The organism is Rothia gullae, from assembly GCF_024294905.1.
In the GTDB taxonomy this organism is placed as follows: domain Bacteria; phylum Actinomycetota; class Actinomycetes; order Actinomycetales; family Micrococcaceae; genus Rothia.
Window position 1 is genome coordinate 31,416 of the sequence record NZ_JANCOC010000001.1, and the last position, 24,868, is coordinate 56,283.

At 56.4% G+C, this 24,868-nt stretch carries 15 protein-coding genes; all 15 read left to right on the top strand.

The window, feature by feature from the left end:
- The first annotated feature begins 1 nt into the window (after position 1).
- The gene (gene narJ / locus NML54_RS00160; protein WP_070615157.1) at positions 2 to 742 is read left to right on the top strand and encodes a nitrate reductase molybdenum cofactor assembly chaperone; all 741 of its coding nucleotides are present in this window, start codon (positions 2 to 4) and stop codon (positions 740 to 742) included.
- A gap of 26 nt (positions 743 to 768) precedes the next feature.
- Positions 769 to 1,602, top strand: coding sequence for a respiratory nitrate reductase subunit gamma (gene narI, locus NML54_RS00165; RefSeq protein WP_254755293.1), 834 nt, complete (start codon positions 769 to 771; stop codon positions 1,600 to 1,602).
- A gap of 30 nt (positions 1,603 to 1,632) precedes the next feature.
- Positions 1,633 to 2,862 carry an MFS transporter gene (locus NML54_RS00170; protein ID WP_254755294.1) on the top strand — a complete coding sequence of 410 codons (1,230 nt, stop codon included), beginning with the start codon at positions 1,633 to 1,635 and terminating at the stop codon, positions 2,860 to 2,862.
- A gap of 284 nt (positions 2,863 to 3,146) precedes the next feature.
- Positions 3,147 to 5,987, top strand: coding sequence for an aminomethyl-transferring glycine dehydrogenase (gcvP, locus tag NML54_RS00175; RefSeq protein WP_254755295.1), 2,841 nt, complete (start codon positions 3,147 to 3,149; stop codon positions 5,985 to 5,987).
- A gap of 171 nt (positions 5,988 to 6,158) precedes the next feature.
- Positions 6,159 to 7,277 (top strand): glycine cleavage system aminomethyltransferase GcvT, encoded by a 1,119-nt coding sequence (gcvT, locus tag NML54_RS00180; RefSeq protein ID WP_254755296.1) that lies wholly within the window; start codon positions 6,159 to 6,161, stop codon positions 7,275 to 7,277.
- A 274-nt stretch (positions 7,278 to 7,551) separates the two neighbouring features.
- Complete coding sequence (locus NML54_RS00185; protein ID WP_371925769.1) at positions 7,552 to 9,048, top strand: L-serine ammonia-lyase; 1,497 nt, start codon at positions 7,552 to 7,554, stop codon at positions 9,046 to 9,048.
- A 257-nt stretch (positions 9,049 to 9,305) separates the two neighbouring features.
- Positions 9,306 to 12,812, top strand: a complete 3,507-nt coding sequence (gene rpoB, locus NML54_RS00190; protein WP_254755297.1) for a DNA-directed RNA polymerase subunit beta — start codon at positions 9,306 to 9,308, stop codon at positions 12,810 to 12,812.
- Between the two features lie 110 nt (positions 12,813 to 12,922).
- Entirely contained in the window at positions 12,923 to 16,825 is a 3,903-nt protein-coding gene (locus NML54_RS00195) for a DNA-directed RNA polymerase subunit beta' (RefSeq protein WP_254755298.1), read from the top strand.
- A gap of 580 nt (positions 16,826 to 17,405) precedes the next feature.
- Positions 17,406 to 19,052, top strand: coding sequence for a neutral/alkaline non-lysosomal ceramidase N-terminal domain-containing protein (locus tag NML54_RS00200; protein WP_254755299.1), 1,647 nt, complete (start codon positions 17,406 to 17,408; stop codon positions 19,050 to 19,052).
- Between the two features lie 19 nt (positions 19,053 to 19,071).
- A complete protein-coding gene (locus NML54_RS00205; RefSeq protein ID WP_254755300.1) occupies positions 19,072 to 19,272 on the top strand; it encodes a neutral/alkaline non-lysosomal ceramidase C-terminal domain-containing protein in 201 nt (66 codons plus the stop codon).
- A 31-nt stretch (positions 19,273 to 19,303) separates the two neighbouring features.
- Positions 19,304 to 19,438 (top strand): neutral/alkaline non-lysosomal ceramidase C-terminal domain-containing protein, encoded by a 135-nt coding sequence (locus tag NML54_RS08915; protein ID WP_254755301.1) that lies wholly within the window; start codon positions 19,304 to 19,306, stop codon positions 19,436 to 19,438.
- Between the two features lie 663 nt (positions 19,439 to 20,101).
- On the top strand, positions 20,102 to 20,476 hold the full coding sequence (gene rpsL / locus NML54_RS00215; protein WP_005504939.1) for a 30S ribosomal protein S12: 375 nt from the start codon (positions 20,102 to 20,104) through the stop codon (positions 20,474 to 20,476).
- On the top strand, positions 20,476 to 20,946 hold the full coding sequence (gene rpsG, locus NML54_RS00220) for a 30S ribosomal protein S7 (RefSeq protein WP_005504941.1): 471 nt from the start codon (positions 20,476 to 20,478) through the stop codon (positions 20,944 to 20,946). The genes rpsL and rpsG overlap by 1 nt, the downstream gene beginning before the upstream one ends.
- Before the next feature lie 72 nt (positions 20,947 to 21,018).
- On the top strand, positions 21,019 to 23,133 hold the full coding sequence (gene fusA, locus NML54_RS00225; RefSeq protein WP_254755302.1) for an elongation factor G: 2,115 nt from the start codon (positions 21,019 to 21,021) through the stop codon (positions 23,131 to 23,133).
- Between the two features lie 199 nt (positions 23,134 to 23,332).
- A complete protein-coding gene (gene tuf / locus NML54_RS00230) occupies positions 23,333 to 24,523 on the top strand; it encodes an elongation factor Tu (protein ID WP_005504946.1) in 1,191 nt (396 codons plus the stop codon).
- The last annotated feature ends 345 nt before the right edge of the window (positions 24,524 to 24,868 follow it).

Genomic DNA, 24,868 nt, shown 5'->3' on the forward strand with positions numbered 1-24,868 from the left:
AGTGGCTGGATTCTTTTCCAAGCTCATGGGCAAGGCCGGTTCCGAGGCTGCGGTCTCGGAGCCGGCTCAGCCGGAGAACCCGTTCGATATTGATTACGGTCCCGGCGAGGATAAGGACTCGGTGATCTACCAGGTGAGCGGTATGCTCCTGGGCTACCCCGATGAGGAAACTCTGAAGGTTCTGCCCGAGCTGGTGGAGATTACCGCTTCCACCCAGGATGAGGCTTTCATTGCTGCCGTTGATGCGGTTCAGCAGTGGCTGACTTCTAAGGACCTTGAGGATGTGCAGTCCGAGTACGTGCAGGAGTACGACCTTTCGCGTCGTCATTCTCTGCATCTGTCCTACTGGACCGATGGCGATACCCGCCGCCGTGGTGAGACTCTTCTGCGTTTCAAGCAGATGTACCGCGACTCCGGTATGTTGACCGTTTTGAATGGTGAGCTTCCGGACTACCTGCCGCTGGTGCTGGAGTTCTGTGCGTTGGTGGATCGCCGTAAGGGCCGTTCCGCTTTGCAGGCGTACCGTCCGTCCCTTGAGCTTCTTCGTCTGTCCATGAAGGACGGAAATCTGCCCCACTACGGGTTGTTGCAGAGCATCTGCGATACCCTTCCTGGCGTCTCTCCGCAGACTCAGGAGGAGGTCCAGAAGATGGCTGGCTACGGCCCTCCCGTCGAGACTGTTGGCCTGAATGGCTACGCTGATCATCAGCTGCTCCAGCAGGCTTCGGCTCGTTCTAACTAGTTTTATCCCTTGTGAGGAGACAACACGTGTACGTACTTGCTTCTGAGAACGCAGGACATGCTGCACAGGCTGTAGCCGATCCGGGTATTGTTGACATCCTGCTGTGGGGCGTTCTGCCCTATGTTGCACTGGTCGTTCTGATTGGTGGCACCATTTGGCGTTACCGTACTGACCAGTTCGGATGGACTACCCGCTCGTCCCAGGTCTATGAATCGAAGCTGTTGCGCATCGCTTCGCCCCTGTTCCATTACGGTCTTGCGGCCGTTTTCCTTGGCCACGTTGGTGGTCTGGTGGTGCCTAAGGCATTCACCGACCTGGTCGTTTCGGAAGACACTTACCACATTGTGGCGCTGGTTGGCGGTTCTGTTGCTGCGGTCGCAACCATTGTTGGTATGTTCGTTCTGATTGGTCGCCGCGCTTCGAACTCTCGTGTGCGTTCGGCTACCACTCGTAATGACGTTTTCATGTATGTCGTTTTGGTTCTGGTGATTCTCGCCGGTACTGCGGCTACTCTAATTTCGGCAGTGAACCCCTCGGGTGGTTTGCCTCCGGTGAATGGTCACGAGGTTCACTTCAACTACCGTGAGACCATTTCTGTGTGGTTCCGTTCGCTGTTCTACTTCCACCCTGAGGTGGCTCTGATGGTGAATATTCCTGTGGCTTTCAAGATTCACATCGTGGTGGCTATGGTTCTGTTCATCATTTGGCCGTTTACCCGCCTGGTGCATGCACTGACTGTGCCCCTGCACTACCTCTTCCGCCCCTACACCGTGTACCGCTCTCGTGGTGGCCAGCGTGTTGGTGCACGTCGAGGTTGGGATCCGGTTGGTACTCTCCCCCGTGAGCGCGCCGACCGCTAATACACATATCCATATTGCAAAAGAGGAAATATGAGCACCCCCGCTGCACCGAGCTACGACCTGAAGAATGGTCAGCTCCGTAACGTTCTGCTTGCAACCTTCGCCTCTACCATTGGTTTCTGGGCGTGGACCGTCGTTGGCCCGCTGGCCAAGATGTACGCAAAGCAGATGCACCTGGACGCTGGTATGACCAGCCTTCTGGTTGCTATGCCGATTTTCATCGGCGCTATCGGCCGTATTCCCGTTGGTGGTCTGACTGACCGCTACGGTGGTCGTATTATGTTCACCGCTGTTCTGGCGATTAGCGCACCCCTGGTCCTCCTGGTTGGTGTTGCTGGTCAGATGAACTCGCTGCCCATGCTGCTTGTTGTGGCGTTCTTCCTGGGTATTGCGGGTACCGTGTTCGCTGTGGGTATTCCCTTCAGTTCCGCATGGTATGACGCTTCCAAGAAGGGTTTTGCGACCGGTGTGTTCGGTGCCGGCATGGTGGGTACTGCAATTTCTGCATTCGCTACCCCCCGCCTGGTGCAGGGTATTGGTTACTTCCAGACTCACGTTCTGATTGCTGTTATCTGTGCTGTAACCGCTGCTATCTCTTTCTTCTTCTTGAAGGATTCTCCGGCAACCATCGGCCGTGAGGTTACTCCGCTGATGCCGAAGATTGTTCAGGCATTCAAGGTGAAGACCACTTGGCAGCTGGGCTTCCTCTACGCTGTTGTGTTCGGTGCGTTCGTGGCATTCTCGAACTACCTGCCCACTTACCTGAGCAACATCTACAGCTTCAACGCTAACGACGCTGGTATGCGTGCGGCTGGCTTCGTGGCTGCTACCGTGATTGCTCGTCCCTTCGGTGGTGTTCTGGCTGATAAGTTCGGTCCGAAGATTATCTCCCTCATCTCCCTGGGCGGTGTGGTGATTCTGGCAGTTATCACCGCGTTCCAGCCTGATGCTGAGCACGTGTATGGTGCTGTCTTCATCCTGATGGGTGCTCTTCTGGGTCTGGGCCACGGCTCGGTCTTCGGCTGGGTGGCTCGTGCGGCTGATCCGAAGAACGTTGGTGCGGTGTCCGGTGTGGTTGCTGCTGCTGGCGCTCTGGGTGGTTTCTTCCCGCCGCTGGTGATGGGTGCAACCTACAACCAGGCTGAGAACAACTACTTCATCGGTCTGATGCTGCTGGCCGTGACCGCGTTCCTCGCCTTTCTGTCGGCATTCCTCGTGCCGCACGGTGGCAAGCCTGACCACGCTAAGCACGCTAAGTAGGTTCTTCTAGTACATCCTTCTGCAGGGTGTATGCGAAGTTTGCTTTGACTGAGTCCGGCTCGTTTTCTCTTCGGAGGGAACGAGTCGGACTTTGTGCTTTTTTGCTGTTTTTCAGCTAGTAGAGGGTGGGATTTGGGGTAGCGAAGAGCTTGATATTCGGGCATGTCGAATGCTGATAAAGGTGGCAAAACTTCATGGAGATGTGGGACACTTAAGATGTTCGACTCGTCGCAATAGCGCGACGTGACCCCTCTACGGTTTGCGCCGACCAATAGGAGAATCCTATGTCCTTTATTGATCGTCATCTCGGCCCCCGTTCCGCAGACGCAGAGCAGATGCTCGAAACCCTGGGATACTCTTCCCTGGATGCGCTGATGGACGCTGTCGTCCCCTCCCAGATTCGCCTTGACGGCGAATTGCAGTTGCCTGCTCCGCTGTCGGAGCATGAGGCTCAGGCAAAGATTGCCGGCTATGCTGCGAAGAATAAGGTTCTCGCCCAGATGATTGGTGCCGGATACTACGATGCAGTAACTCCCGCGGTTCTGCGCCGTAACATTCTGGAAAACCCCGGTTTCTACACTTCTTACACCCCGTACCAGGCTGAGATTTCTCAGGGCCGTCTGGAGGCTCTGCTGAACTTCCAGAACACCGTGATGGAGCTGACCGGCCTGGAGATTGCAAACTCCTCCCTGCTGGATGAGGCGTCCGCAGTGGCTGAAGCAGCTGTCATGATGCACCGTGCGAACCGCAAGGTGAAGAACGGCTTCTTCGCGATTGACTCCCGTTGCCTGCCTCAGGTTATTTCGGTGACTCGCGGCCGCGCAGAGATGCTCGGCATTCCCTTCGTCATTACTGATTTCTCTGAGGGCCTGCCCGAGGGCGACCTGTACGGTATCGTCCTGGCGTACCCCGGCAATGAAGGCGATATTCGCGATATTGAGCCGCTGATTAAGGCCGCTAAGGAGCGTAACGCCCTGGTCACTGTGGTCGCTGACCTGCTGGCTCTGACCCTGCTGAAGTCTCCGGGTGAGCTGGGCGCTGATATCGCTGTGGGTAACACTCAGCGTTTCGGTCTGCCCTTCTTCTTCGGTGGCCCCCACGCTGCTTACATGGCTGTTCACAAGGGTATGGAGCGTACCATGCCTGGCCGTCTGGTGGGTGTTTCTAAGGATTCGGCTGGTAAGCCTGCATACCGTCTGGCTCTGCAGACTCGTGAGCAGCACATTCGCCGTGAGAAGGCTACTTCCAATATTTGTACTGCTCAGGCTCTGCTGGCGATTGTTGCTGGTGCTTACGCGATGTACCACGGTCCTGAGGGTCTGCGCGCTATCGCGAACCGCCTGCACACTAATGCCGCTCGTGTTGCTACCGCGCTGAAGGCTGCGGGCTACGGTATCGCTCACGATACTTTCTTCGACACCGTCGTGGTGGAGGCTGCCGGCCGTGCTGACGAGCTGGTTGCGAAGGCTCTGGAAGCTGGAGTGAACATCCGCCGCTTCGACGAGAACCGTGTTGGTATTTCCGTGGGTGAATCTCACGGTGAGGAGCTGCTCAAGGGCCTGGTTGAGGCTCTGGGCGGCACCCTGGGTGAGGCAGATGCACAGTACGATCTGCCCGCTGAGTTGTTGCGTACCGATGAGTACATGCAGCACCCGATTTTCCACAAGTACCGCTCCGAGACCGAGATGATGCGCTACCTGCGTCACCTCGCTGATAAGGATCTGGCTCTTGACCGCACCATGATTCCGCTGGGTTCGTGCACCATGAAGCTGAACGCGGCTGCTGAGATGGAGCCCATCTCCTGGCCTGAGTTCGCGAACATTCACCCGCTGGTCCCGGAGGATCAGGCTGAGGGCTGGCACGAGCTGATTAAGGACCTGACTGAGTGGCTGGTTGCTATTACCGGTTACGATGCTGTGTCCCTGCAGCCGAACTCGGGTGCGACCGGTGAGTATGCTGGTCTGCGCGCTATCCGTTCCTTCCACGAGGCTAACGGTGACCACGAGCGCGATACTGTCTTGATTCCGCTGTCTGCTCACGGCACCAACGCGGCATCTGCTGCTCTGGCTGGTCTGAAGGTTGCCGGTGTGGCAACTGCGGCTGACGGTTCGATTGACGTTGACGACCTGAAGGCAAAGATCGAGAAGTACGGTCCCAAGGTTGCCGGCATCATGATTACCTACCCCTCCACTCACGGTGTGTTTGAGGAGCAGGTTGCTGAGGTGTGCCAGCTGGTTCACGAGGCTGGCGGCCAGGTGTACCTGGATGGTGCGAACTTGAACGCTCAGATGGGATTCGCTCAGCCCGGTAAGTTCGGCGGCGACGTTTCGCACCTGAACCTGCACAAGACCTTCTCCATTCCTCACGGTGGTGGCGGCCCCGGTGTTGGCCCGCTGGCTGTTCGTGAGCACCTGGCGAAGTTCCTGCCCGGTGACGCATACCGTGCTGACTCTGAGGGTAAGCTCCCCAATGATGCCGCACTGCCGATTTCGCAGGCGTTCTTCGGTTCTGCCGGTGTTCTGCCGATTAGCTGGATGTACATTGCGATGACTGGTGCTCAGGGTCTGAAGGACTCTTCGCAGTACGCGGTTCTGAACGCTAACTACATTGCGAAGAAGCTCAACGACAAGTACCCGGTGCTGTACACCGGCCCCGGCGGTCTGGTCGCTCACGAGTGCATCCTGGATCTGCGTCAGCTGACCGATCAGTCTCACGTGACTGCTGAGGATGTCTGCAAGCGTCTGATGGACTTCGGCTTCCACGCTCCGACTCTGGCGTTCCCGGTTCCGGGCACCCTGATGGTTGAGCCGACTGAGTCTGAGTCGAAGGAAGAGCTGGACCGCTTCATTGAGGCAATGGAGACCATCTACGACGAGATTATCGAGGTGGCTGAGGGCAAGGTCGCTGTGGAGGATTCGGTTCTGCGCAACGCACCGCATACCGTTGATGTGGTGAGCGCTGATGAGTGGGATCGCCCCTACAGCCGTACTCAGGCAGCTTTCCCTGTCCCGAGCCTGCGCGCTAACAAGTACTTCACTTCGGTGGGTCGTATTGATGGTGCTGGCGGTGACCGTAACTTCGTGTGCGAATGCCCCCCGATGGAGGCTTTCGATCTGGAAGCATAAGGAGCCTGTAACGCTCCTGGGTAGGCTGTAGCGGTCTACCTGCCTCACTCGTCCTCAGGTTCCTGGGGCGGGTGAGGATCGCCTCCGCAGCGTATCTCATGTCTGTGGGGGTGAACTAAATCTACGATGATTGAACGATAACAGCACAAGGCTGTGCGTGAGGAGAATCTAATGTCCCCCAAGAAGACCTCTCTGTACTCTGTCCACGAGAAGCTTGGCGCTTCTTTCACCGACTTTGGCGGCTGGGATATGCCCCTGAAGTACGCTAATGACGTTGCTGAGCATGAGGCTGTCCGTACTCGTGCCGGTATTTTCGACCTGTCCCACATGGGTGAGTTCCGTGTGACCGGTCCGGATGCGGGTGCGTTCCTGGATTACGCTCTGGTATCGAACATGTCCATCCTGAAGGCCGGTAAGGCAAAGTACTCGATCCTGGTCAACGACAAGGGCGGCGTGATTGACGACCTGATTACTTACCGTCTGGGCGATGAGGAGTTCATGGTCGTTCCGAACGCTTCGAACATTGACACTGACTTCGCTGCGATGAGCAAGCGCCTGGGCGATTTCAACGTTGAGTTCGTGAACGAGTCGGATCAGACTTCCCTGGTAGCTGTTCAGGGTCCTCGTGCTGAGGAGATTCTGCTGGCTGCTGGTGTTTCTGATGAGGAGGCTGTCCGCGAGCTGAAGTACTACGCTTCGGTGCCGCTGACTGTTGCCGGTGTTGATGTTCTGCTGGCTCGTACCGGTTACACCGGTGAGGATGGCTTCGAGCTGTTTGTTCCGAATGAGAACGCTGTTGAGCTGTGGGATAAGCTGGCTGCTGCTGGTGAGCCTTTTGGTATGATTCCTGCCGGCCTGGCTTCTCGTGACTCCCTGCGTCTTGAGGCTGGTATGCCGCTGTATGGTCATGAGCTGGGTCTTGAGATTACTCCGTTTGAGTCCGGTCTGGGCCGTCTGGTTGAGATCGCTCTGGAGAAGAAGGCGGCTGACTTCGTTGGTCGTGAGGCTCTGACTGAGCTGGCTAAGAGCGAGTCGAAGCGCATCCTGGTTGGTTTGAAGGCTCAGGCGAAGCGTCCTGCTCGTGCCGGTTCTAAGCTGGTGGATGCTGAGGGTAATGAGATTGGTGAGGTTACCTCCGGTATTCCTTCCCCGACTCTGGGCTTCCCGATTGCTATGGCGCTGGTGAACCGTGAGTTCTCTGAGGTTGGTTCTACTGTGGATGTTGATATCCGCGGTAAGCGTGCTCCGTTTGATGTTGTGGCTCTGCCGTTCTACAAGCGTGAGAAGTAAGAGTTTTTCTGCAGGTAATCTGTAGTGCAGAGGCGTCGTGTCCTGTATAGGCACGGCGCCTTTTCTGCGTTGTAATACGGGGTTGTGTGGTGGGGGAGGGCGTGAGGTGTTCTGAGCCTTAGTTTGTGATGGTTCTGAAGTGCGTTAGGATTAGAGCGGCCAGTCAAGGGTGATTGTCCGCACTTATAGACCGCAGATTGATGTGTGGTCCCTCTGCTGAGGGGCGCGTATCTTTTGGGGCGGTGCATAGACATTTTTATTTGAAGGACAGAACGTGGCTATTAACCAGAGCGAACCGAGCAGCGCCCAGAAGAAGGCAGAGGCTCTGCCGTATGACATCAGTGTTTTTGAGATGTTCAGTGTCGGAGTGGGTCCTTCGAGCTCGCATACTGTGGGGCCGATGCGCGCTTCGAATCGTTTTGTGGCGGAGCTGATTGATGAGGGCCTGCTGAACCGTGTGACGGGTGTGCATGTTGACCTGTATGGTTCGTTGGCGGCTACGGGTGCCGGTCACGGTACGATGAGTGCTGCGTTGAAGGGCCTGTGTGGTTTTGTTCCGGAGACTATCAATATCGCTGATTCTGAGGCGATGATTGAGCGCAATAGCGTGGATGGTACTTTGCCGTTGGCTGGTTATCCGTCCTCTGCTTACGGTGTGACTGCGCCCGGTGGTGAGGAGCAGAAGGTGTATGGCCCGGTGGTGAATTACCGTGAGCTGGATATGACTCTGCGTCCGTTGACGGTTCTTCCGCGCCATACGAACGGTATGAAGATTGCGGCGTTTGCGGGTGAGCAGCTGCTGTTGGAGCGCACTTACTATTCGATTGGTGGCGGTTTCATTGTTGAGGGTGATGAGGAGGCGACCGGTGGTGCGTCGCTGATGAACCCTCCGTATCCTTTTGGTTCGGCGGCTGAGCTGCTGGAGATGGCGAATGAGTCTGGTCTGTCGATTGCGCAGTTGAAGATGGCGAATGAGTGTTCTCTGCGTTCTGAGCAGGAGGTCCGCGATGGCATCCTGCATATCTACCGTGTGATGAAGGACTGTATTGGTTCTTCGTTGGCGCGTGTGGGCTATTTGCCTGGTCCTTTGAAGGTGCGTTGCCGTGCGGGTGCTTGGCATCGTGATTTGATGGTGGAGGATCCTTCGAAGTCTCCTGAGTTCGCTATTGACTGGGTGAACCTGATTGCTTTGGCGGTCAATGAGGAGAACGCTTTTGGTGGTCGTGTGGTGACTGCTCCGACGAATGGTGCTGCGGGTATTATTCCTGCGGTGCTGCATTACGCGATGAATTACACGCAGGGTATCCGCCATTGCGGTCAGGCTGCTCGTGATCAGGCGGTTGTTGATTTCTTCTTGGCGTCTGCTGCTGTGGGTGTGCTGTATAAGAAGCGTGCTTCGATTTCTGGTGCTGAGGTGGGCTGTCAGGGTGAGGTGGGTAGTGCCTCTTCGATGGCTGCTGCTGGTTTGGCGCAGGTGATGGGTGGTACTCCTGAGCAGGTTGAGAATGCTGCTGAGATTGCGATGGAGCACAACCTGGGTTTGACGTGTGACCCGGTGGGTGGTTTGGTGCAGATTCCGTGTATTGAGCGTAATGCGATGGCGGCGTCGAATGCTGTGACGGCGGCTCGTATGGCGTTGCGTGGTGATGGTACGCATCGTGTGTCGTTGGATCAGGTGATTGAGACGATGCGTCAGACCGGTTTGGATATGTCTCACCGTTATAAGGAGACGTCTATGGGCGGTTTGGCTGTGAATGTGGTGGAATGCTAGGTGCAAGCCGTGGCAGGTTTGCACTCCTGATGCGGGTGTGGTAGACAGAAAGGCTTTCTTCCTGTATTGTTAGTATTTACGCTTTCCCTAACCTTTGTGCCTTCATATAGCGGTGGGCACGGGCTGAAGGTGACGTTTTTCCGTCCGACTCTATAGCTTCGAGCACCGTTTTATTCGGGGGCTGAGGTTGTCGTGTCGCCGGTAATGTCGCCGGGAGGCTGATTGCTAACAGACATGTCTGTGGAAGGATCCCCATTTTGGTCGCTTCGAGCACCTCGAATCATGACGCCGCTAACGGTGCGGAGAACGTCTCCCGCCGAATTTCATTCGCGAAGATTAATGAACCGCTGAAGGTTCCCAACCTGCTTGCTATCCAGACCGATAGCTTCGACCGCCTCGTGGGTAACGAGCGCTGGGCGGAGCGTCTGGAAAAGGCGCAGGCTGCTGGTGACAATTCTGTCCCCGCTCAGTCCGGTCTGGCTGAGATTTTTGAAGAAATCTCCCCGATTCGTGACTTCCAGGAGACTATGCAGCTCTCCTTCTCTGAGCCTGAGTTTGCTGACCCCAAGTACTCTGTTGAGGAGTGCAAGGACCGCGACGCAACCTACTCGGCTCCGCTGTATATTAAGGCTGAATTCATGAACCTCGCTACTGGCGAGGTCAAGCAGCAGACCCTGTTCATGGGTGACTTCCCCCTGATGACCGAGGCCGGTACCTTCGTTATTAACGGTACTGAGCGTGTGGTCGTTTCTCAGCTGGTGCGTTCCCCCGGTGCTTACTTCGAAAAGGCTCCGGACCGTACCTCCGATAAGGACATTTACTCTGCCCGCGTGATTCCTTCCCGCGGTGCATGGTTCGAGCTTGAGATTGATAAGCGTGACCAGGTGGGCGTGCGTCTGGACCGTAAGCGTAAGCAGTCTGTGACTGTTCTGCTGAAGGCTCTGGGCTGGACCGAGTCCAAGATCCTGGCTGAGTTCGGTCAGTACGACTCCATCCGCGCAACCCTGGAGAAGGACTCCGTTAAGGACCGCGACGAGGCTCTGCTGGATATCTACCGCAAGCTGCGTCCGGGCGAACCCCCGACGGTTGAAGCTGCTCAGGGTCTGCTGGACAACATGTACTTCACCCCGCGTCGCTACGACCTGGCGAAGGTTGGTCGTTACAAGCTGAACCGTAAGCTCGGTGTGGACGTTCCCATGGATTCCCCCGAGGCATCCGTTCTGAGCCAGGACGACATCGCTCAGATGATTCGTTACCTGTGCGCTCTGCACGCAGGCGAGACCACCATCCCCGGCGTCCGTGACGGCGAGGAGATTTCCCTCAAGGTTGATATCGACGACATCGATCACTTCGGTAACCGTCGTATCCGCACCGTAGGCGAGCTCATTGAGAACCAGATCCGTACCGGTCTGTCCCGTATGGAGCGCGTGGTTCGCGAGCGCATGACCACCCAGGACGTGGACGCTATCACCCCGCAGTCCCTGGTGAACATCCGCCCTGTCGTTGCAGCTATCAAGGAGTTCTTCGGTACTTCTCAGCTGTCGCAGTTCATGGACCAGAACAACCCGCTGGCAGGTCTGACCCACAAGCGTCGTCTGTCCGCACTGGGCCCGGGCGGTCTGTCCCGTGACCGTGCAGGCATGGAAGTTCGAGACGTCCACCCCTCGCACTACGGTCGTATGTGCCCCATTGAAACCCCTGAAGGCCCGAACATTGGTCTGATTGGTTCGCTGGCAACCTACGGTCGCATCAACTCCTTCGGTTTCATTGAGACCCCCTACCGCGTCGTGACTGAAGGCCGTGTGACCGATGAGGTCCGCTACCTGACTGCTGACGATGAGAAGGGTGTCGTCATTGCGCAGGCAAACGCGCCGCTGAACGCTGACCGTACCTTCGCTGAGAACGAGGTTCTCTGCCGTGCGGGTGACGGTTCTGGTGAAGCTGTTATGGTTGCTCCCGGCGCCGTACAGTACATGGACGTTTCCCCGCGCCAGATGGTGTCTGTGGCTACCGCCCTGATTCCTTACCTGGAGCACGACGACGCTAACCGAGCACTGATGGGTGCTAACATGCAGCGTCAGGCTGTGCCCCTGCTGGAGTCTGAGGCTCCCGTGGTTGGTACCGGTATGGAGAAGTACGCAGCACTGGATTCCGGTGACTCCGTGCTCGCGAAGAAGCCCGGTGTGGTTTCCTCCGTGGACGCTAAGACCGTTATCGTCCGTAACGACGACGGCTCTGTCTCCACCTACCCGATCATGAAGTTCTCCCGCTCGAACCCGGGTAACTGCTACAACCAGCGCGTTGTGGTGAAGGAAGGCCAGCGCGTCGAGTACCGCGACGTTATTGCTGACGGCCCCTCCACCGACGGCGGCGAGCTTGCACTGGGTAAGAACCTGCTCGTGGCATACATGCCGTGGGAAGGCCTGAACTACGAGGATGCGATCATCCTCTCCCAGCGCATGGTTTCTGAGGACGTGCTGACCTCGATTCACATTGAGGAGCACGAGATTGACGCCCGCGACACCAAGCTGGGCCCCGAGGAGATTACCCGCGATATCCCGAACGTGTCCGAGGATGTTCTCTCGGCTCTGGACGAGCGCGGCATCATCCACATCGGTGCTGAGGTTGAGGCTGGCGACATCCTCGTCGGCAAGGTCACCCCCAAGGGCGAGACCGAGCTGACCCCCGAAGAGCGCCTGCTGCGCGCAATCTTTGGTGAGAAGTCTCGCGAGGTTCGCGACACCTCCCTGAAGGTTCCTCACGGCGAGTCCGGTACCGTCATTGGTATCCGCATCTTCGACCGCGAGAGCAATGACGAGGACGATCTGCCCCCGGGCGTGAACCAGCTGGTCCGTGTGTACGTGGCTCAGAAGCGTAAGATTACCGACGGCGACAAGCTTGCAGGCCGCCACGGTAACAAGGGTGTTATTTCCAAGATCCTGCCGATCGAGGATATGCCCTTCCTGGAAGACGGTACCCCCGTGGACGTTATCCTGAACCCGCTGGGCGTGCCCGGTCGTATGAACATTGGTCAGGTTCTGGAAGTCCACACCGGTTGGCTGGCTAAGCAGGGTTGGAAGATTGAGGGCGAGCCTGAGTGGCTCAAGCACATGCCGAACTTCCCGAAGGAATCCGGCCCGACCCGCCTGGCAACCCCTGTGTTCGACGGTGCCCACGAGGACGAACTGTTCGACCTCATGGATCACTCGAACCCGAACCGCGATGGTGACCGCCTAATCAACCGTTCCGGTAAGGCACGCCTGATTGACGGCCGTTCCGGTGAGCCGTTCCCGGACCCGATTTCGGTTGGTTACCAGTACATCCTGAAGCTGCACCACCTGGTGGATGACAAGATTCACGCTCGTTCCACTGGTCCGTACTCGATGATTACCCAGCAGCCTCTGGGTGGTAAGGCGCAGTTCGGTGGTCAGCGCTTCGGTGAGATGGAAGTGTGGGCGCTGGAAGCATACGGCGCCGCATACACCCTGCAGGAAATCCTGACCGTCAAGTCCGATGACGTGGCGGGCCGTGTGAAGGTTTACGAGGCTATCGTGAAGGGCGAGAACATCCCTGAGCCGGGTATCCCCGAATCCTTCAAGGTTCTTATCAAGGAAATGCAGTCTCTGTGCCTGAACGTCGAGGTGCTCTCCACCGACGGCAAGATTATTGAGATGAGCGACTCGGAGGAAGAAGGCTTCCGGGCAGCAGAAGATATGGGCGTGAGCCTGACCCACGACGAACCTAGCTCCGTCGACGAGGCATAAGCACCGCCTCCTTCTAGGGTGGGAAACCCCGCATGCGCTCGCGTGCGTTGTGGGGTTCCCTCCCGCTAACCCAAGTCTTCAGAAACTTACAGAAAGAGATTAGGACCGATATGTCCAACGAATCTTCGCTTGGTTTGATGCGAATTGGCCTTGCCACCGCCGACGACATCCGTCGTTGGTCTTTTGGTGAGGTTAAGAAGCCCGAGACCATCAACTACCGTACCCTGAAGCCCGAGAAGGACGGTCTCTTCGATGAGCGTATCTTCGGCCCCACCAAGGACTGGGAGTGCTACTGCGGTAAGTACAAGCGCGTGCGCTTCAAGGGCATTGTGTGTGAGCGCTGTGGTGTTGAGGTGACCCGCTCTAAGGTACGTCGTGAGCGTATGGGTCACATTGAGCTGGCTGCTCCTGTTACCCACATTTGGTACTTCAAGGGTGTTCCTTCCCGTCTGGGTTACCTGCTGGATCTGGCTCCGAAGGACCTGGAGAAGGTCATTTACTTCGCTGCCTACATGATCACTAAGGTTGATGAGGAAGCTCGTCACGAGGATCTGCCGATGCTGCAGGCTGCTCACGACCGTGAGAAGCAGGAGCTTGAGGCTGCTCTGAACGCTGATGTGAACGCTATTAGCCGTGAGGTTGAGGCGGAGCTGGCTCGTATTGAGGCAGAGGGCGGCAAGGCTACTGAGAAGCGCAAGCTGCGCGATAACGCTGAGCGTCAGCTCGCGTCGGTGCGTAAGCGTTACGAGCGTGAGGCTGAGTACCTGGATCGCGTGTGGGATCGCTTCAAGAACCTGAAGGTCGCTGACCTTGAGGGTGATGAGGCTCTGTACCGTTCTATGATTGATAAGTACGGCCTGTACTTTGAGGGTGCGATGGGTGCAGAGGCTATTAAGAAGCGTCTGGAGTCCTTCGACCTGGAGGCTGAGTCTGAGGCTCTGAAAGAGATCATTCAGACCGGTAAGGGTCAGAAGAAGACCCGCGCTCTGAAGCGTCTGAAGGTTGTTAACGCCTTCCTGACCACCGATAACTCCCCGTTGGGTATGGTTCTGGATGTTGTTCCGGTTATTCCGCCGGAACTACGCCCGATGGTTCAGCTGGATGGTGGCCGTTTCGCGACCTCCGACCTGAACGACCTGTACCGTCGTGTGATCAACCGTAACAACCGTTTGAAGCGTCTGCTGGAGCTGGGTGCTCCCGAGATTATCGTGAACAATGAGAAGCGTATGCTGCAGGAAGCTGTGGACTCGCTCTTCGATAACGGTCGTCGCGGTCGCCCGGTGACCGGCCCCGGTAACCGCCCCCTGAAGTCTCTGTCTGACATGCTGAAGGGTAAGCAGGGTCGTTTCCGCCAGAACCTGCTCGGTAAGCGTGTTGACTACTCGGGTCGTTCCGTGATTGTGGTTGGTCCTCAGCTGCAGATGCACCAGTGTGGTCTGCCCAAGCAGATGGCTCTGGAGCTGTTCAAGCCCTTCGTCATGAAGCGTCTGGTGGAGCTGAGCCACGCTCAGAACATTAAGAGCGCTAAGCGTATGGTTGAGCGTTTCCGCCCGCAGGTTTGGGACGTTCTGGAAGAGGTTATTGCTGAGCACCCGGTTCTGCTGAACCGTGCACCTACCCTGCACCGCCTCGGTATTCAGGCGTTTGAGCCGAAGCTGGTTGAGGGTAAGGCTATTCAGCTGCACCCGCTGGTTTGCTCCGCGTTCAACGCTGACTTCGATGGTGACCAGATGGCAGTTCACCTGCCGCTGTCTCCCGAGGCTCAGGCTGAGGCTCGTATCCTCATGCTGTCCTCGAACAACATCCTGAAGCCGTCGGATGGCCGCCCTGTGGCTGTTCCTTCGCAGGATATGATCATTGGTCTGTTCCACCTGACTACTCCTCGCGAGGGTCAGAAGAACGAGGGTCACGCATTCTCTTCGGTGTCTGAGGCTCTGATGGCGATGGATCGTCACGAGATTGAGCTGTACACCAAGGTGAAGATTCGCCTTGAAGGTGACCAGTTCGTTGCTCCCGAGAATTGGGAAGCTCCTGAGGGTTACAAGGCTGGTGACCCCGTGTTGCTGGACTGCACCGTTGGTCAGGTTCTGTTCAACCAGGCTCTGCCGAAGGATTACCCCTGGTTCTCCGGTGTGGCAGATAAGAAGGGCCTGGGTAGCCTGATTAACGATCTGGCTGAGCGTTACCCGATGGATGTTGTGGCTCGTGCTCTGGATAACCTGAAGAACTCCGGTTTCTACTGGGCTTCTCGTTCGGGCGTGACCGTGGCTGTTTCCGATATTGCTACTCCTGCTGAGAAGCCGGCAATTATGGAGCGCTACGAGAAGCAGGCTGCTGCAATTCAGGACGACTTCGAGATCGGTACCATCGATGACGAAGAGCGTCGTCAGGAGCTGATTAAGGTTTGGACCGAGGCTACTGACGTGGTTGCAGAGGCTATGCGTGAGAACTTGAGCTCTCACGGTGGTCTGAACACCATTTACCGTATGGTGACCTCCGGTGCACGTGGTAACTGGATGCAGGTCCGTCAGATTGCGGGTATCCGTGGTCTGGTGTCGAACCCGAAGGGTGAGATTATGCCTCGCCCGATTAAGTCTTCGTACCGTGAGGGCCTGTCGGTTCTGGAGTACTTCATCGCGACCCACGGTGCACGTAAGGGTCTGGCTGATACCGCGCTGCGTACCGCTAACTCGGGTTACCTGACTCGTCGTCTGGTAGACGTTTCGCAGGACGTTATCGTTCGCGAGCACGACTGTGGCACTCGCCGCGGTCTGGTTCTGCCTCTGATTGATGAGGATGGCGCTCTGCACCAGGATGTCGAGACTTCGATTCACGGTCGTACCCTTGCGGTTGACGTGAAGGACGAAGCTGGCAATGTTCTGGCTGTTGGTGGCTCCGATGTCTCTGATGAGCTCATTGAGAAGCTCTTCAAGGTAGGCGTGAAGGATGTTCGCGTCCGTTCGGTTCTGACCTGTGAGTCCGCTATTGGTGTGTGTGCGCTGTGCTACGGTCGTTCGATGGCTTCGAACGTTCTGGTGGACATTGGTGAGGCTGTTGGTATTATTGCGGCTCAGTCGATTGGTGAGCCCGGTACCCAGCTGACCATGCGTACCTTCCACACCGGTGGTGTGGCTTCGGCTGACGATATTACTCAGGGTCTGCCCCGTATTCAGGAGCTGTTCGAGGCTCGTACCCCCAAGGGTGTTGCCCCGATTTCTGAGGTGTCCGGTCGCGTGACCATTGAGGATACCGAGAAGTCCTACAAGATTGTGGTGACCCCGGACGATGGTTCCGAGCCCCAGTCCTACACTGTTCTGCGTCGTGCAGCTTCTAAGCTGCAGAACGGCGATCACGTTCAGGTTGGCGATCAGCTGGCTACCGGTTCTGTTGATCCGAAGGAGGTTCTGCGTATTCGTGGTCCTCGTGAGGCTCAGAAGCACCTGGTGAGCGAGGTTCAGGGTGTGTACAAGTCGCAGGGTGTGGAGATCCACGACAAGCACGTTGAGGTTATTGTTCGCCAGATGCTGCGTCGCGTGACTGTGATTGAGTCCGGTGATACTGATCTGCTGCCTGGTGAGCTGGTTGATAACATTGCTTTCCAGACTGCTAACCGTAAGGCACTGGTTGAGGGTAAGAAGCCCGCAGCTGGCCGTCCGGAAATGATGGGTATTACCAAGGCTTCGCTGGCTACCGAGTCCTGGCTGTCGGCGGCTTCCTTCCAGGAGACCACCCGCGTCCTGACTCAGGCTGCTATGGAGGCGAAGACTGACCCGCTGCTCGGCCTGAAGGAGAACGTGATCATCGGTAAGCTGGTTCCCGCCGGTACCGGTCTGGCACGTTACAACGATATTGAGGTTGAGCCCAGCGCGCAGGCTACTGCTGAGCGTATGCAGGCTCTGGACACTTTCGGTGGTTACCAGAGCGCGTTCCAGATGGATAACGAGGTGTACACTTACGGCAACGGCGGCTTTATGGCCGTTTCGCTGGATGAGTACGGTCGTGGTCTGGACTAAGGCTTCTGCCGTGAGGGGTAGGTTGGGGGTTTAGAGCCCTGGCCTGGTCCTTGATAAAGAATGCGGATACTCGAGTTTGTCTCGGGTATCCGCGTTTTTTGTTTCATGAGGAGGTGGAGGTTTCTTTTAAGCCTGGCTTTAATATTCTTTACCCTTCAATTTGAGGTTGTATATTTTTGCCTAATAGACGAATTATTTATAAAAAATCATTGGAGTGCATTATTTTTCAAACCGGGAAAATTTCTTGACGGGGCAAGAAATTATATAGTGATCAAATATTGTGAGACCCCTTGTAACTCGAGCCACTATCGCCATAAATAGAATATTCGCTCGTTTTCTTTTGGGGTGTAAAAATAATGAACGTTCTTCATTTGAACAATGCTAATTCAACTGGAAAGCCTTTTGACTAGGTTCTATTCTTGAAGGCATGCATATCACTCCATTCTCTTCCGGATGGGTGACTACTGGCGGCACCCGACTGTCTTCTGAATCGGCACAGTCTCACGAATCTGAACAGAACCCCTCCTCGACTGCAGGGGAGCAAAAGCGCTCCTCTGTTTTTTCGCGCTTTAAGGTGCCTGTGCATTCTCTCACTCGCATTGGTGCAGCATGCCTTATTGCGACTTCCGCTATTCTTCCTGCCGGTCAGGTTGCGACCGCAGCCCCTGTTTCTCGGAGCGCTAGTGCTACCCCCTACCTGGTAGGTGCGGGCGCGGCGGATATTACCGGTGAGCCCGGTGAAGTCGGTTTCATGGGCTACGGCGAGAGCTCTCAGAAAGGCAGCGGCGTGCATACTCGCCAGTATGCTCGTGCTTTTATTGCGGTGGATCGCGCCTCCGGTAAGCGCAACCTCATTGTTGTCCTGGACTCTCTGACTGGCTGGCAGTCCCTGCGTGATGAACTGGTCAAGCGTATCCGTGCAGAGTTTGGCTCCGCGTACGATGAGTCGAACATTATGATTACCGCGACTCACACCCATGCGACCCCCGGTGGTATTACGCACCAGAGCCTGTACAACATCACCACTCTGGGCTTCCACCAGGACACTTTCAATGCTCAGGTGAATGGTTCGCTGAAGGCAATCCGCCAGGCAACTAAGGACCTGGCTCCGGGTAACCTGACGATTTCCTCTTCGAAGCTGACCGGTGTTGGTGCTAACCGTTCCCGCGAGGCGTTTAATCTGGATTCTCCCCAGCTGCGTTCTAAGTTGCCCGGCGGTACCGATCCGACCAATATGACTCTGCGTCTGGAGCGCAACGGTAAGACTCGTGCGGTGTTGAACTGGTATGCGATTCACCCGACTTCTTTGACCTCGAAGAATACTCTGATTTTGAGTGATAACAAGGGTTATGCGGAATATCTGCTGGAGACTCAGGATCACGGCGTTGACCGCAATGTTCCCGGTAGCGGTGATGGTTTCGTTGCGGCGTTTGCAAATGCTAATGCTGGTGATGTTTCCCCGAATACTTGGTTGAAGCCTGGTCAGGGTCCCACCAATGACCAGTTCAAGAATGTGAAGATTCAGGGCGAGAATCAGGCTAATGCTGTGCGTTCTCAGCTTAAGAGCGCAGGTACTCCGGTGTGTAAGGGTCTGGATTCGCGTATTTCGTACTTCAATTTCTCGGGTATGAATGTGGACGCGAAGTACACCGGTAGTGGTCATAATGGGCGCACCTGCCAGGGCTTCCTGGGTACTCCGTTCGGTGCGGGTTCCACTGAGGATGGTGGCGGCGGTTGGGCTGTTTATAAGGAAGGCTCTGGTCGCCCCTCTATTTTGGGTACTTTGGTGTTCACTCCGAGTGCCGCGCAGACGCATTGCCAGCAGCCGAAGGGTATTCTCTTCTCTGCAAAAAATGGAACGATCATTCAGGAAAAGTATCCGGTGCAGATTATGCGCTTCGGTGACTACTACCTGCTCGGTATGCCCGGTGAGTTCACTGGTGCGGTGGGTGTGCAATACCGCCAGGATGCTGCAAAGCTCTCCGGTGTTCCCGAATCGCACATTATTCTGCAGGGCTACACCAACGCCTACGATTACTATGTGACGACCCCTGAGGAGTATGACTCTCAGCGATATGAAGGCGGCGCGACCCTCTTTGGTTGTTATACCTCCGGCGCGTTCCGTCAGACCAATAATGTTGTTGGAACTTCGCTGAAGAACGGTACGCCGCTGGGTATTGGCGACCATCCGAATGATCGTCGCCCGGTAGCCAGCCCTGCAGGGTAAGGTCGTTTACGATACCCCCATGTTTGGTATGCGTTACGGCCAGGTCACTCAGCAGCCTCGGGACGCTATTGCCGGCCGCGAAGAGGTAACGGCTCGTTTTGCTGGTGCTCACCCGAATAACAACATGCATTACGACGGTAGCTACTTCGTGATTGAGCGTTGTGTGGGTAATACCTGGAAGTACTGCACAGCGGATAACAACCCGGATACCATTCTTTGAATGGAAGCGCATTGGCGTTTCGGCCTCTCAGGTGACGGTTCGCTGGAAGGTCCCGGCTAATACTCCTAAGGGGCAGTACCGCATCCGCTACTACGGCAATGCTAAGAAGAATTCGAAGACTATCACCCCGTTTGAGGGTCAAACTCGAGTCTTCCAGGTGGCGTAGCCCAGCAGCCGCTGTGGTGGACCTATAACTGGATACTCCCTTGCGGGAGGCGGATGTAGCTACGCGCTCGCCTCCCGCATCTGTTGGGGTCGCCAAGAATCATTGAGAGGTTCTTGGCGGCCTTCTGCTTTAAATTGCGTCAAGGAGGCAATAGAAACAGAGGTGGTGGAGGAGGCAGCGGGGGAGCGGTAAATCCCAAAGATGTAATTTAAGTGAGGTAAATCATCAGCTTTTGCCCTTAGGTGGGGGCTTAAAAGCAAAGAATCCCCGCTCTGGCGCTAGATTAAGCGGGATTTAACCTGTATAGTCTTATCCGAAGTACTTGAGCTCGGTGCATAAGGATCCACCTCCGGTGGGTTTTACGCGGGATATTTCCCGAGGGCGCGGGCATGATGAATCAATGGCAGTATGGATACCGTCCTTTGGTGTTGCTTTTTGCTGACGCCTAAATGCCATTTTTAAGCGTGCCCAAAAACTTTTTCACCTCTAATGGTGGGGAATTTTAGCCCTGAGAACTCGCCGAGATGTCGAGGAACCTATAGAACCAACCGGATATGCATCCGAGCGTTTCTGATAACCGAGAGCACCCATCCAACGCGATGGGGGCCAGTAAGTTTATACGGGATTTTCTAACGAAGAACCCGATCAAGCAACGGAGAAAACGTGCCTACTATTCAGCAGCTGGTCCGCAAGGGCCGGACTCCCAAGGTCGTTAAGACCAAGGCGCCCGCACTGAAGGGCAACCCCATGAAGCGTGGCGTGTGCACCCGTGTGTACACCACCACCCCGAAGAAGCCGAACTCGGCACTGCGTAAGGTCGCTCGTGTCAAGCTCAACGGCGGCGTCGAGGTTACCGCATACATCCCCGGTGAGGGCCACAACCTGCAGGAGCACTCGATTGTGCTCGTTCGCGGTGGTCGTGTGAAGGACCTCCCCGGTGTTCGCTACAAGATCGTTCGTGGCGCTCTGGATACCCAGGGTGTTAAGGGTCGCGGCCAGGCTCGCTCCCGCTACGGCGCTAAGAAGGAGAAGAAGTAATGCCTCGTAAGGGTCCCGCTCCCAAGCGTCCCCTCGTAAACGATCCTGTTTACGGTTCCGCTCTGGTCACCCAGCTGATCAACAAGGTTCTGCTGGACGGCAAGAAGTCCGTCGCAGAGCGCATCGTCTACGGTGCCCTCGAGGGCGTCGAGAAGAAGACCGGTTCTGACCCGGTCGCAACCCTGAAGAAGGCTATGGACAACATCAAGCCTTCTCTCGAGGTTCGCTCCCGCCGCGTTGGCGGTGCAACCTACCAGGTTCCGGTTGAGGTTCGCCCCGGCCGTTCCACCGCTCTGGCTCTCCGCTGGCTCGTTGGCTTCTCCAAGCAGCGCCGCGAGAAGACCATGACTGAGCGTCTGATGAACGAGATCCTGGATGCATCCAATGGTCTCGGTGCCGCTGTGAAGCGTCGCGAGGACACTCACAAGATGGCCGAGTCCAACAAGGCCTTCGCACACTACCGCTGGTAATTCTCCGTTTAGAGCCTGCCGAGTCGATTCGAGTCGGCAGGCTTTCGGAGTATCTCATTTAGGGAGAATAACGTGGCACTTGACGTGTTCACCGACCTTAACAAGGTCCGCAACATCGGTATTATGGCGCACATCGACGCCGGTAAGACCACCACCACTGAGCGCATTCTGTTCTACACCGGTATTAACCACAAGATCGGTGAGACCCACGACGGCGCTTCCACCATGGACTGGATGGCTCAGGAGCAGGAGCGAGGTATTACCATTACCTCCGCAGCAACCACCTGCTTCTGGAAGGACAACCAGATCAACATTATCGACACCCCCGGTCACGTCGACTTCACCGTTGAGGTTGAGCGCTCCCTGCGCGTCCTCGACGGCGCAGTTGCTGTGTTCGACGGCAAGGAAGGTGTTGAGCCCCAGTCTGAGACCGTTTGGCGCCAGGCTGACAAGTACGATGTCCCCCGTATCTGCTTCGTCAACAAGATGGACAAGATGGGTGCTGACTTCTACTTCACCGTTCAGACCATCATCGACCGCCTGGGCGCACGTCCGCTGGTTGTTCAGCTCCCCATCGGTGCTGAGAGTGACTTCCTCGGTGTTGTTGACCTGCTCGAAATGAAGGCATACGTCTGGCCCGGCGACGCCAAGGGTGACGTGACCATGGGCTCCTCTTACGAGGTTCAGGACATTCCTGCTGACCTGGTTGAGAAGGCAGAGCAGTACCGCGCTGAGCTGGTTGAGGCTGTTGCTGAGGCTAGCGAAGAGCTCATGGAGAAGTACCTCGAAGAGGGCGAGCTGACCATCCCCGAGATTAAGGCTGGTATCCGTCAGCTGGTTATCTCCGGTGAGGCATTCCCCGTTCTCTGTGGTTCTGCATTCAAGAACCGCGGTGTTCAGCCCATGCTGGACGCTGTGATCGAGTACCTGCCCTCCCCGCTGGACGTTCCGGACGTTGTCGGTTCCAACCCCTCCGACGAGGAAGAGAAGCTGACTCGTAAGGCATCCGCTGAGGAGCCCTTCGCGGCACTGGCGTTCAAGGTTGCAGCTCACCCGTTCTACGGTCAGCTGACCTACACCCGTGTGTACTCCGGTACCGCAGCTCAGGGCCAGCAGGTTCTGAACTCCACCAAGGGTAAGAAGGAGCGCATCGGTAAGCTCTTCCAGATGCACTCCAACAAGGAGAACCCTGTTGAGGAGATCACCGCAGGTCACATTTACGCTGCAATCGGTCTGAAGGACACCACCACCGGTGACACCCTGTGCGACCCTGCACACCCGATTGTCCTCGAGTCGATGACTTTCCCCGATCCCGTGATCTTCGTGGCTATCGAGCCCAAGACCAAGGGTGACCAGGAGAAGATGTCCACCGCTATCCAGAAGCTCTCCGCTGAGGACCCCACCTTCACCGTTTCGCTGAACGAAGAAACCGGTCAGACCGAAATCGGTGGTATGGGTGAGCTGCACCTGGACATCATCGTTGACCGTATGAAGCGTGAGTTCAAGGTTGAGGCTAACGTTGGTAAGCCTCAGGTTGCATACCGCGAGACCATCAAGAAGGCAGTCGAGAAGGTCGACTACACCCACAAGAAGCAGACCGGTGGTTCCGGTCAGTTCGCAAAGGTGCAGGTCTCCTTCGAGCCCCTGCCCCTGGATGGCGAAGAGCTGTACGAGTTCGAGGACAAGGTCACCGGTGGCCGCGTGCCTCGCGAGTACATCCCCTCGGTCGATGCTGGTATCCAGGACGCCATGAAGTTCGGTGTCCTCGCTGGCTACCCGATGGTGGGCGTGAAGGCAACCCTGATCGACGGTGCTTACCACGACGTCGACTCCTCCGAAATGGCGTTCAAGATCGCTGGTTCGATGGTCTTCAAGGAAGGCGCTAAGCGCGCTAACCCGGTCCTGCTCGAGCCGCTGATGGATGTTGAGGTTCGTACCCCCGAGGAGTACATGGGCGACGTTATCGGCGACTTGAACTCCCGCCGTGGCCAGGTTCGTTCCATGGAGGACGCATCCGGCGTTAAGATCATCAAGGCTATTGTGCCCCTGACCGAAATGTTCGGTTACATTGGCGACCTGCGTGGCAAGACCCAGGGTCGTGCAGTGTTCTCGATGACATTTGATAGCTACGGCGAGGTTCCCAAGAACGTCGCTGACGAGATCATCCAGAAGAGCCGCGGCGAGTAATTTTCGCGTCTCACCCGTGGGCCACGGGCTAAAAACCTGTGGCCCACGCCAAAATTTTCAATTAAATCCATATTGAGAGCATGAACAGTTTCATCTCTGCGGCGTAATCCGCTATTGTAGACGCTAGACCGTTTTATAACGGGATGCGCCGGAGCGAAGATCCGCGTGCATGTTTTCAATCGTTCTAGGAGGAACACTCTTGGCTAAGGCTAAGTTCGAGCGCTCCAAGCCTCACGTTAACGTCGGTACCATTGGTCACGTTGACCACGGTAAGACCACCCTGACCGCAGCAATCTCCAAGGTTCTGGCTGACAAGTACCCGGACCTGAACGAGAAGCGCGACTTCGGTATGATCGACTCCGCTCCCGAGGAGCGCCAGCGCGGTATTACCATTAACATTGCTCACATCGAGTACCAGACCGAGAAGCGCCACTACGCACACGTTGACGCTCCCGGCCACGCTGACTACGTCAAGAACATGATTACCGGTGCGGCTCAGATGGACGGCGCAATCCTCGTGGTTGCTGCTACCGACGGCCCCATGGCACAGACCCGCGAGCACGTTCTGCTCGCTCGCCAGGTTGGCGTCCCCACCCTGCTGGTCGCACTGAACAAGGCAGACATGGTTGACGACGAAGAGCTCCTCGACCTCGTCGAGATGGAGGTCCGTGACCTCCTCTCCTCGCAGGAGTTCGACGGCGACAACGCTCCCGTTGTTCGCGTTTCCGCACTGAAGGCTCTCGAAGGCGATCCCGAGTGGGTTGCTAAGGTCGAGGAGCTCATGGACGCAGTCGACACCTACATTCCGGACCCCGTGCGTGAGAAGGACAAGCCCTTCCTCATGCCCATCGAGGACGTCTTCACCATTACCGGTCGTGGCACCGTTGTTACCGGTCGTGCAGAGCGCGGTACCCTGAAGATCAACTCCGAGGTCGAGATTGTCGGTATCCGCCCGATTCAGAAGACCACCGTTACCGGTATCGAGATGTTCCACAAGCAGCTCGACGAAGCATGGGCAGGCGAGAACTGTGGTCTGCTACTGCGTGGTCTGAAGCGTGATGATGTTGAGCGTGGTCAGGTTGTCGTGGAGCCGGGCTCCATCACCCCCCACACCGAGTTCGAGGCAAACGTCTACATCCTCTCCAAGGATGAGGGTGGCCGTCACAACCCCTTCTACTCCAACTACCGTCCTCAGTTCTACTTCCGTACCACTGACGTGACCGGCGTTATCACCCTCCCCGAGGGCACCGAGATGGTTATGCCCGGTGACAACACCGAGATGACCGTTACCCTGATTCAGGAAATCGCAATGGAAGAGGGCCTCGGCTTCGCTATCCGTGAGGGTGGCCGCACCGTTGGTTCGGGTCGTGTTACCAAGATCATCAAGTAATTGCCGTAAATTTACGACAATTCGCTAAAGATCTGCCGGAGAGATAATTCTCCATCAGGTAGCGATACTCAAGGACCCCCGCATCTGCGGGGGTCCTTTTGTTATGCCCTTTTGAAGAAGTGGGGAGCTGAAGCTCTGTCTGCTTGTCTGCAACGGAACCTGCAACGGAACTGATACACAAAGCGGTCATGGGCGTTATAGCAGCTTCTGAGAGCCTCTGAGAGTCTTAGAGAGGAGCCGGAGAATAAAGCTGAAACTCACGGTAGAAAACGCCAAAGTTAAGGGTTACGAGAGTAACCTATGCTGTACAGCTGATATTTCTTCTGAGGAGCTTATCAAAGGCCT

Excerpts from the sequence above, each read along its gene's own strand:
- NML54_RS00170 (WP_254755294.1), top strand. The coding sequence starts at position 1,633 with ATGAGCACCCCCGCTGCACCGAGCTACGACCTGAAGAATGGTCAGCTC.
- gcvP (WP_254755295.1), top strand. The coding sequence starts at position 3,147 with ATGTCCTTTATTGATCGTCATCTCGGCCCCCGTTCCGCAGACGCAGAG.
- gcvT (WP_254755296.1), top strand. The coding sequence starts at position 6,159 with ATGTCCCCCAAGAAGACCTCTCTGTACTCTGTCCACGAGAAGCTTGGC.
- NML54_RS00195 (WP_254755298.1), top strand. The coding sequence starts at position 12,923 with ATGTCCAACGAATCTTCGCTTGGTTTGATGCGAATTGGCCTTGCCACC.
- NML54_RS00205 (WP_254755300.1), top strand. The coding sequence starts at position 19,072 with ATGTTTGGTATGCGTTACGGCCAGGTCACTCAGCAGCCTCGGGACGCT.
- rpsG (WP_005504941.1), top strand. The coding sequence starts at position 20,476 with ATGCCTCGTAAGGGTCCCGCTCCCAAGCGTCCCCTCGTAAACGATCCT.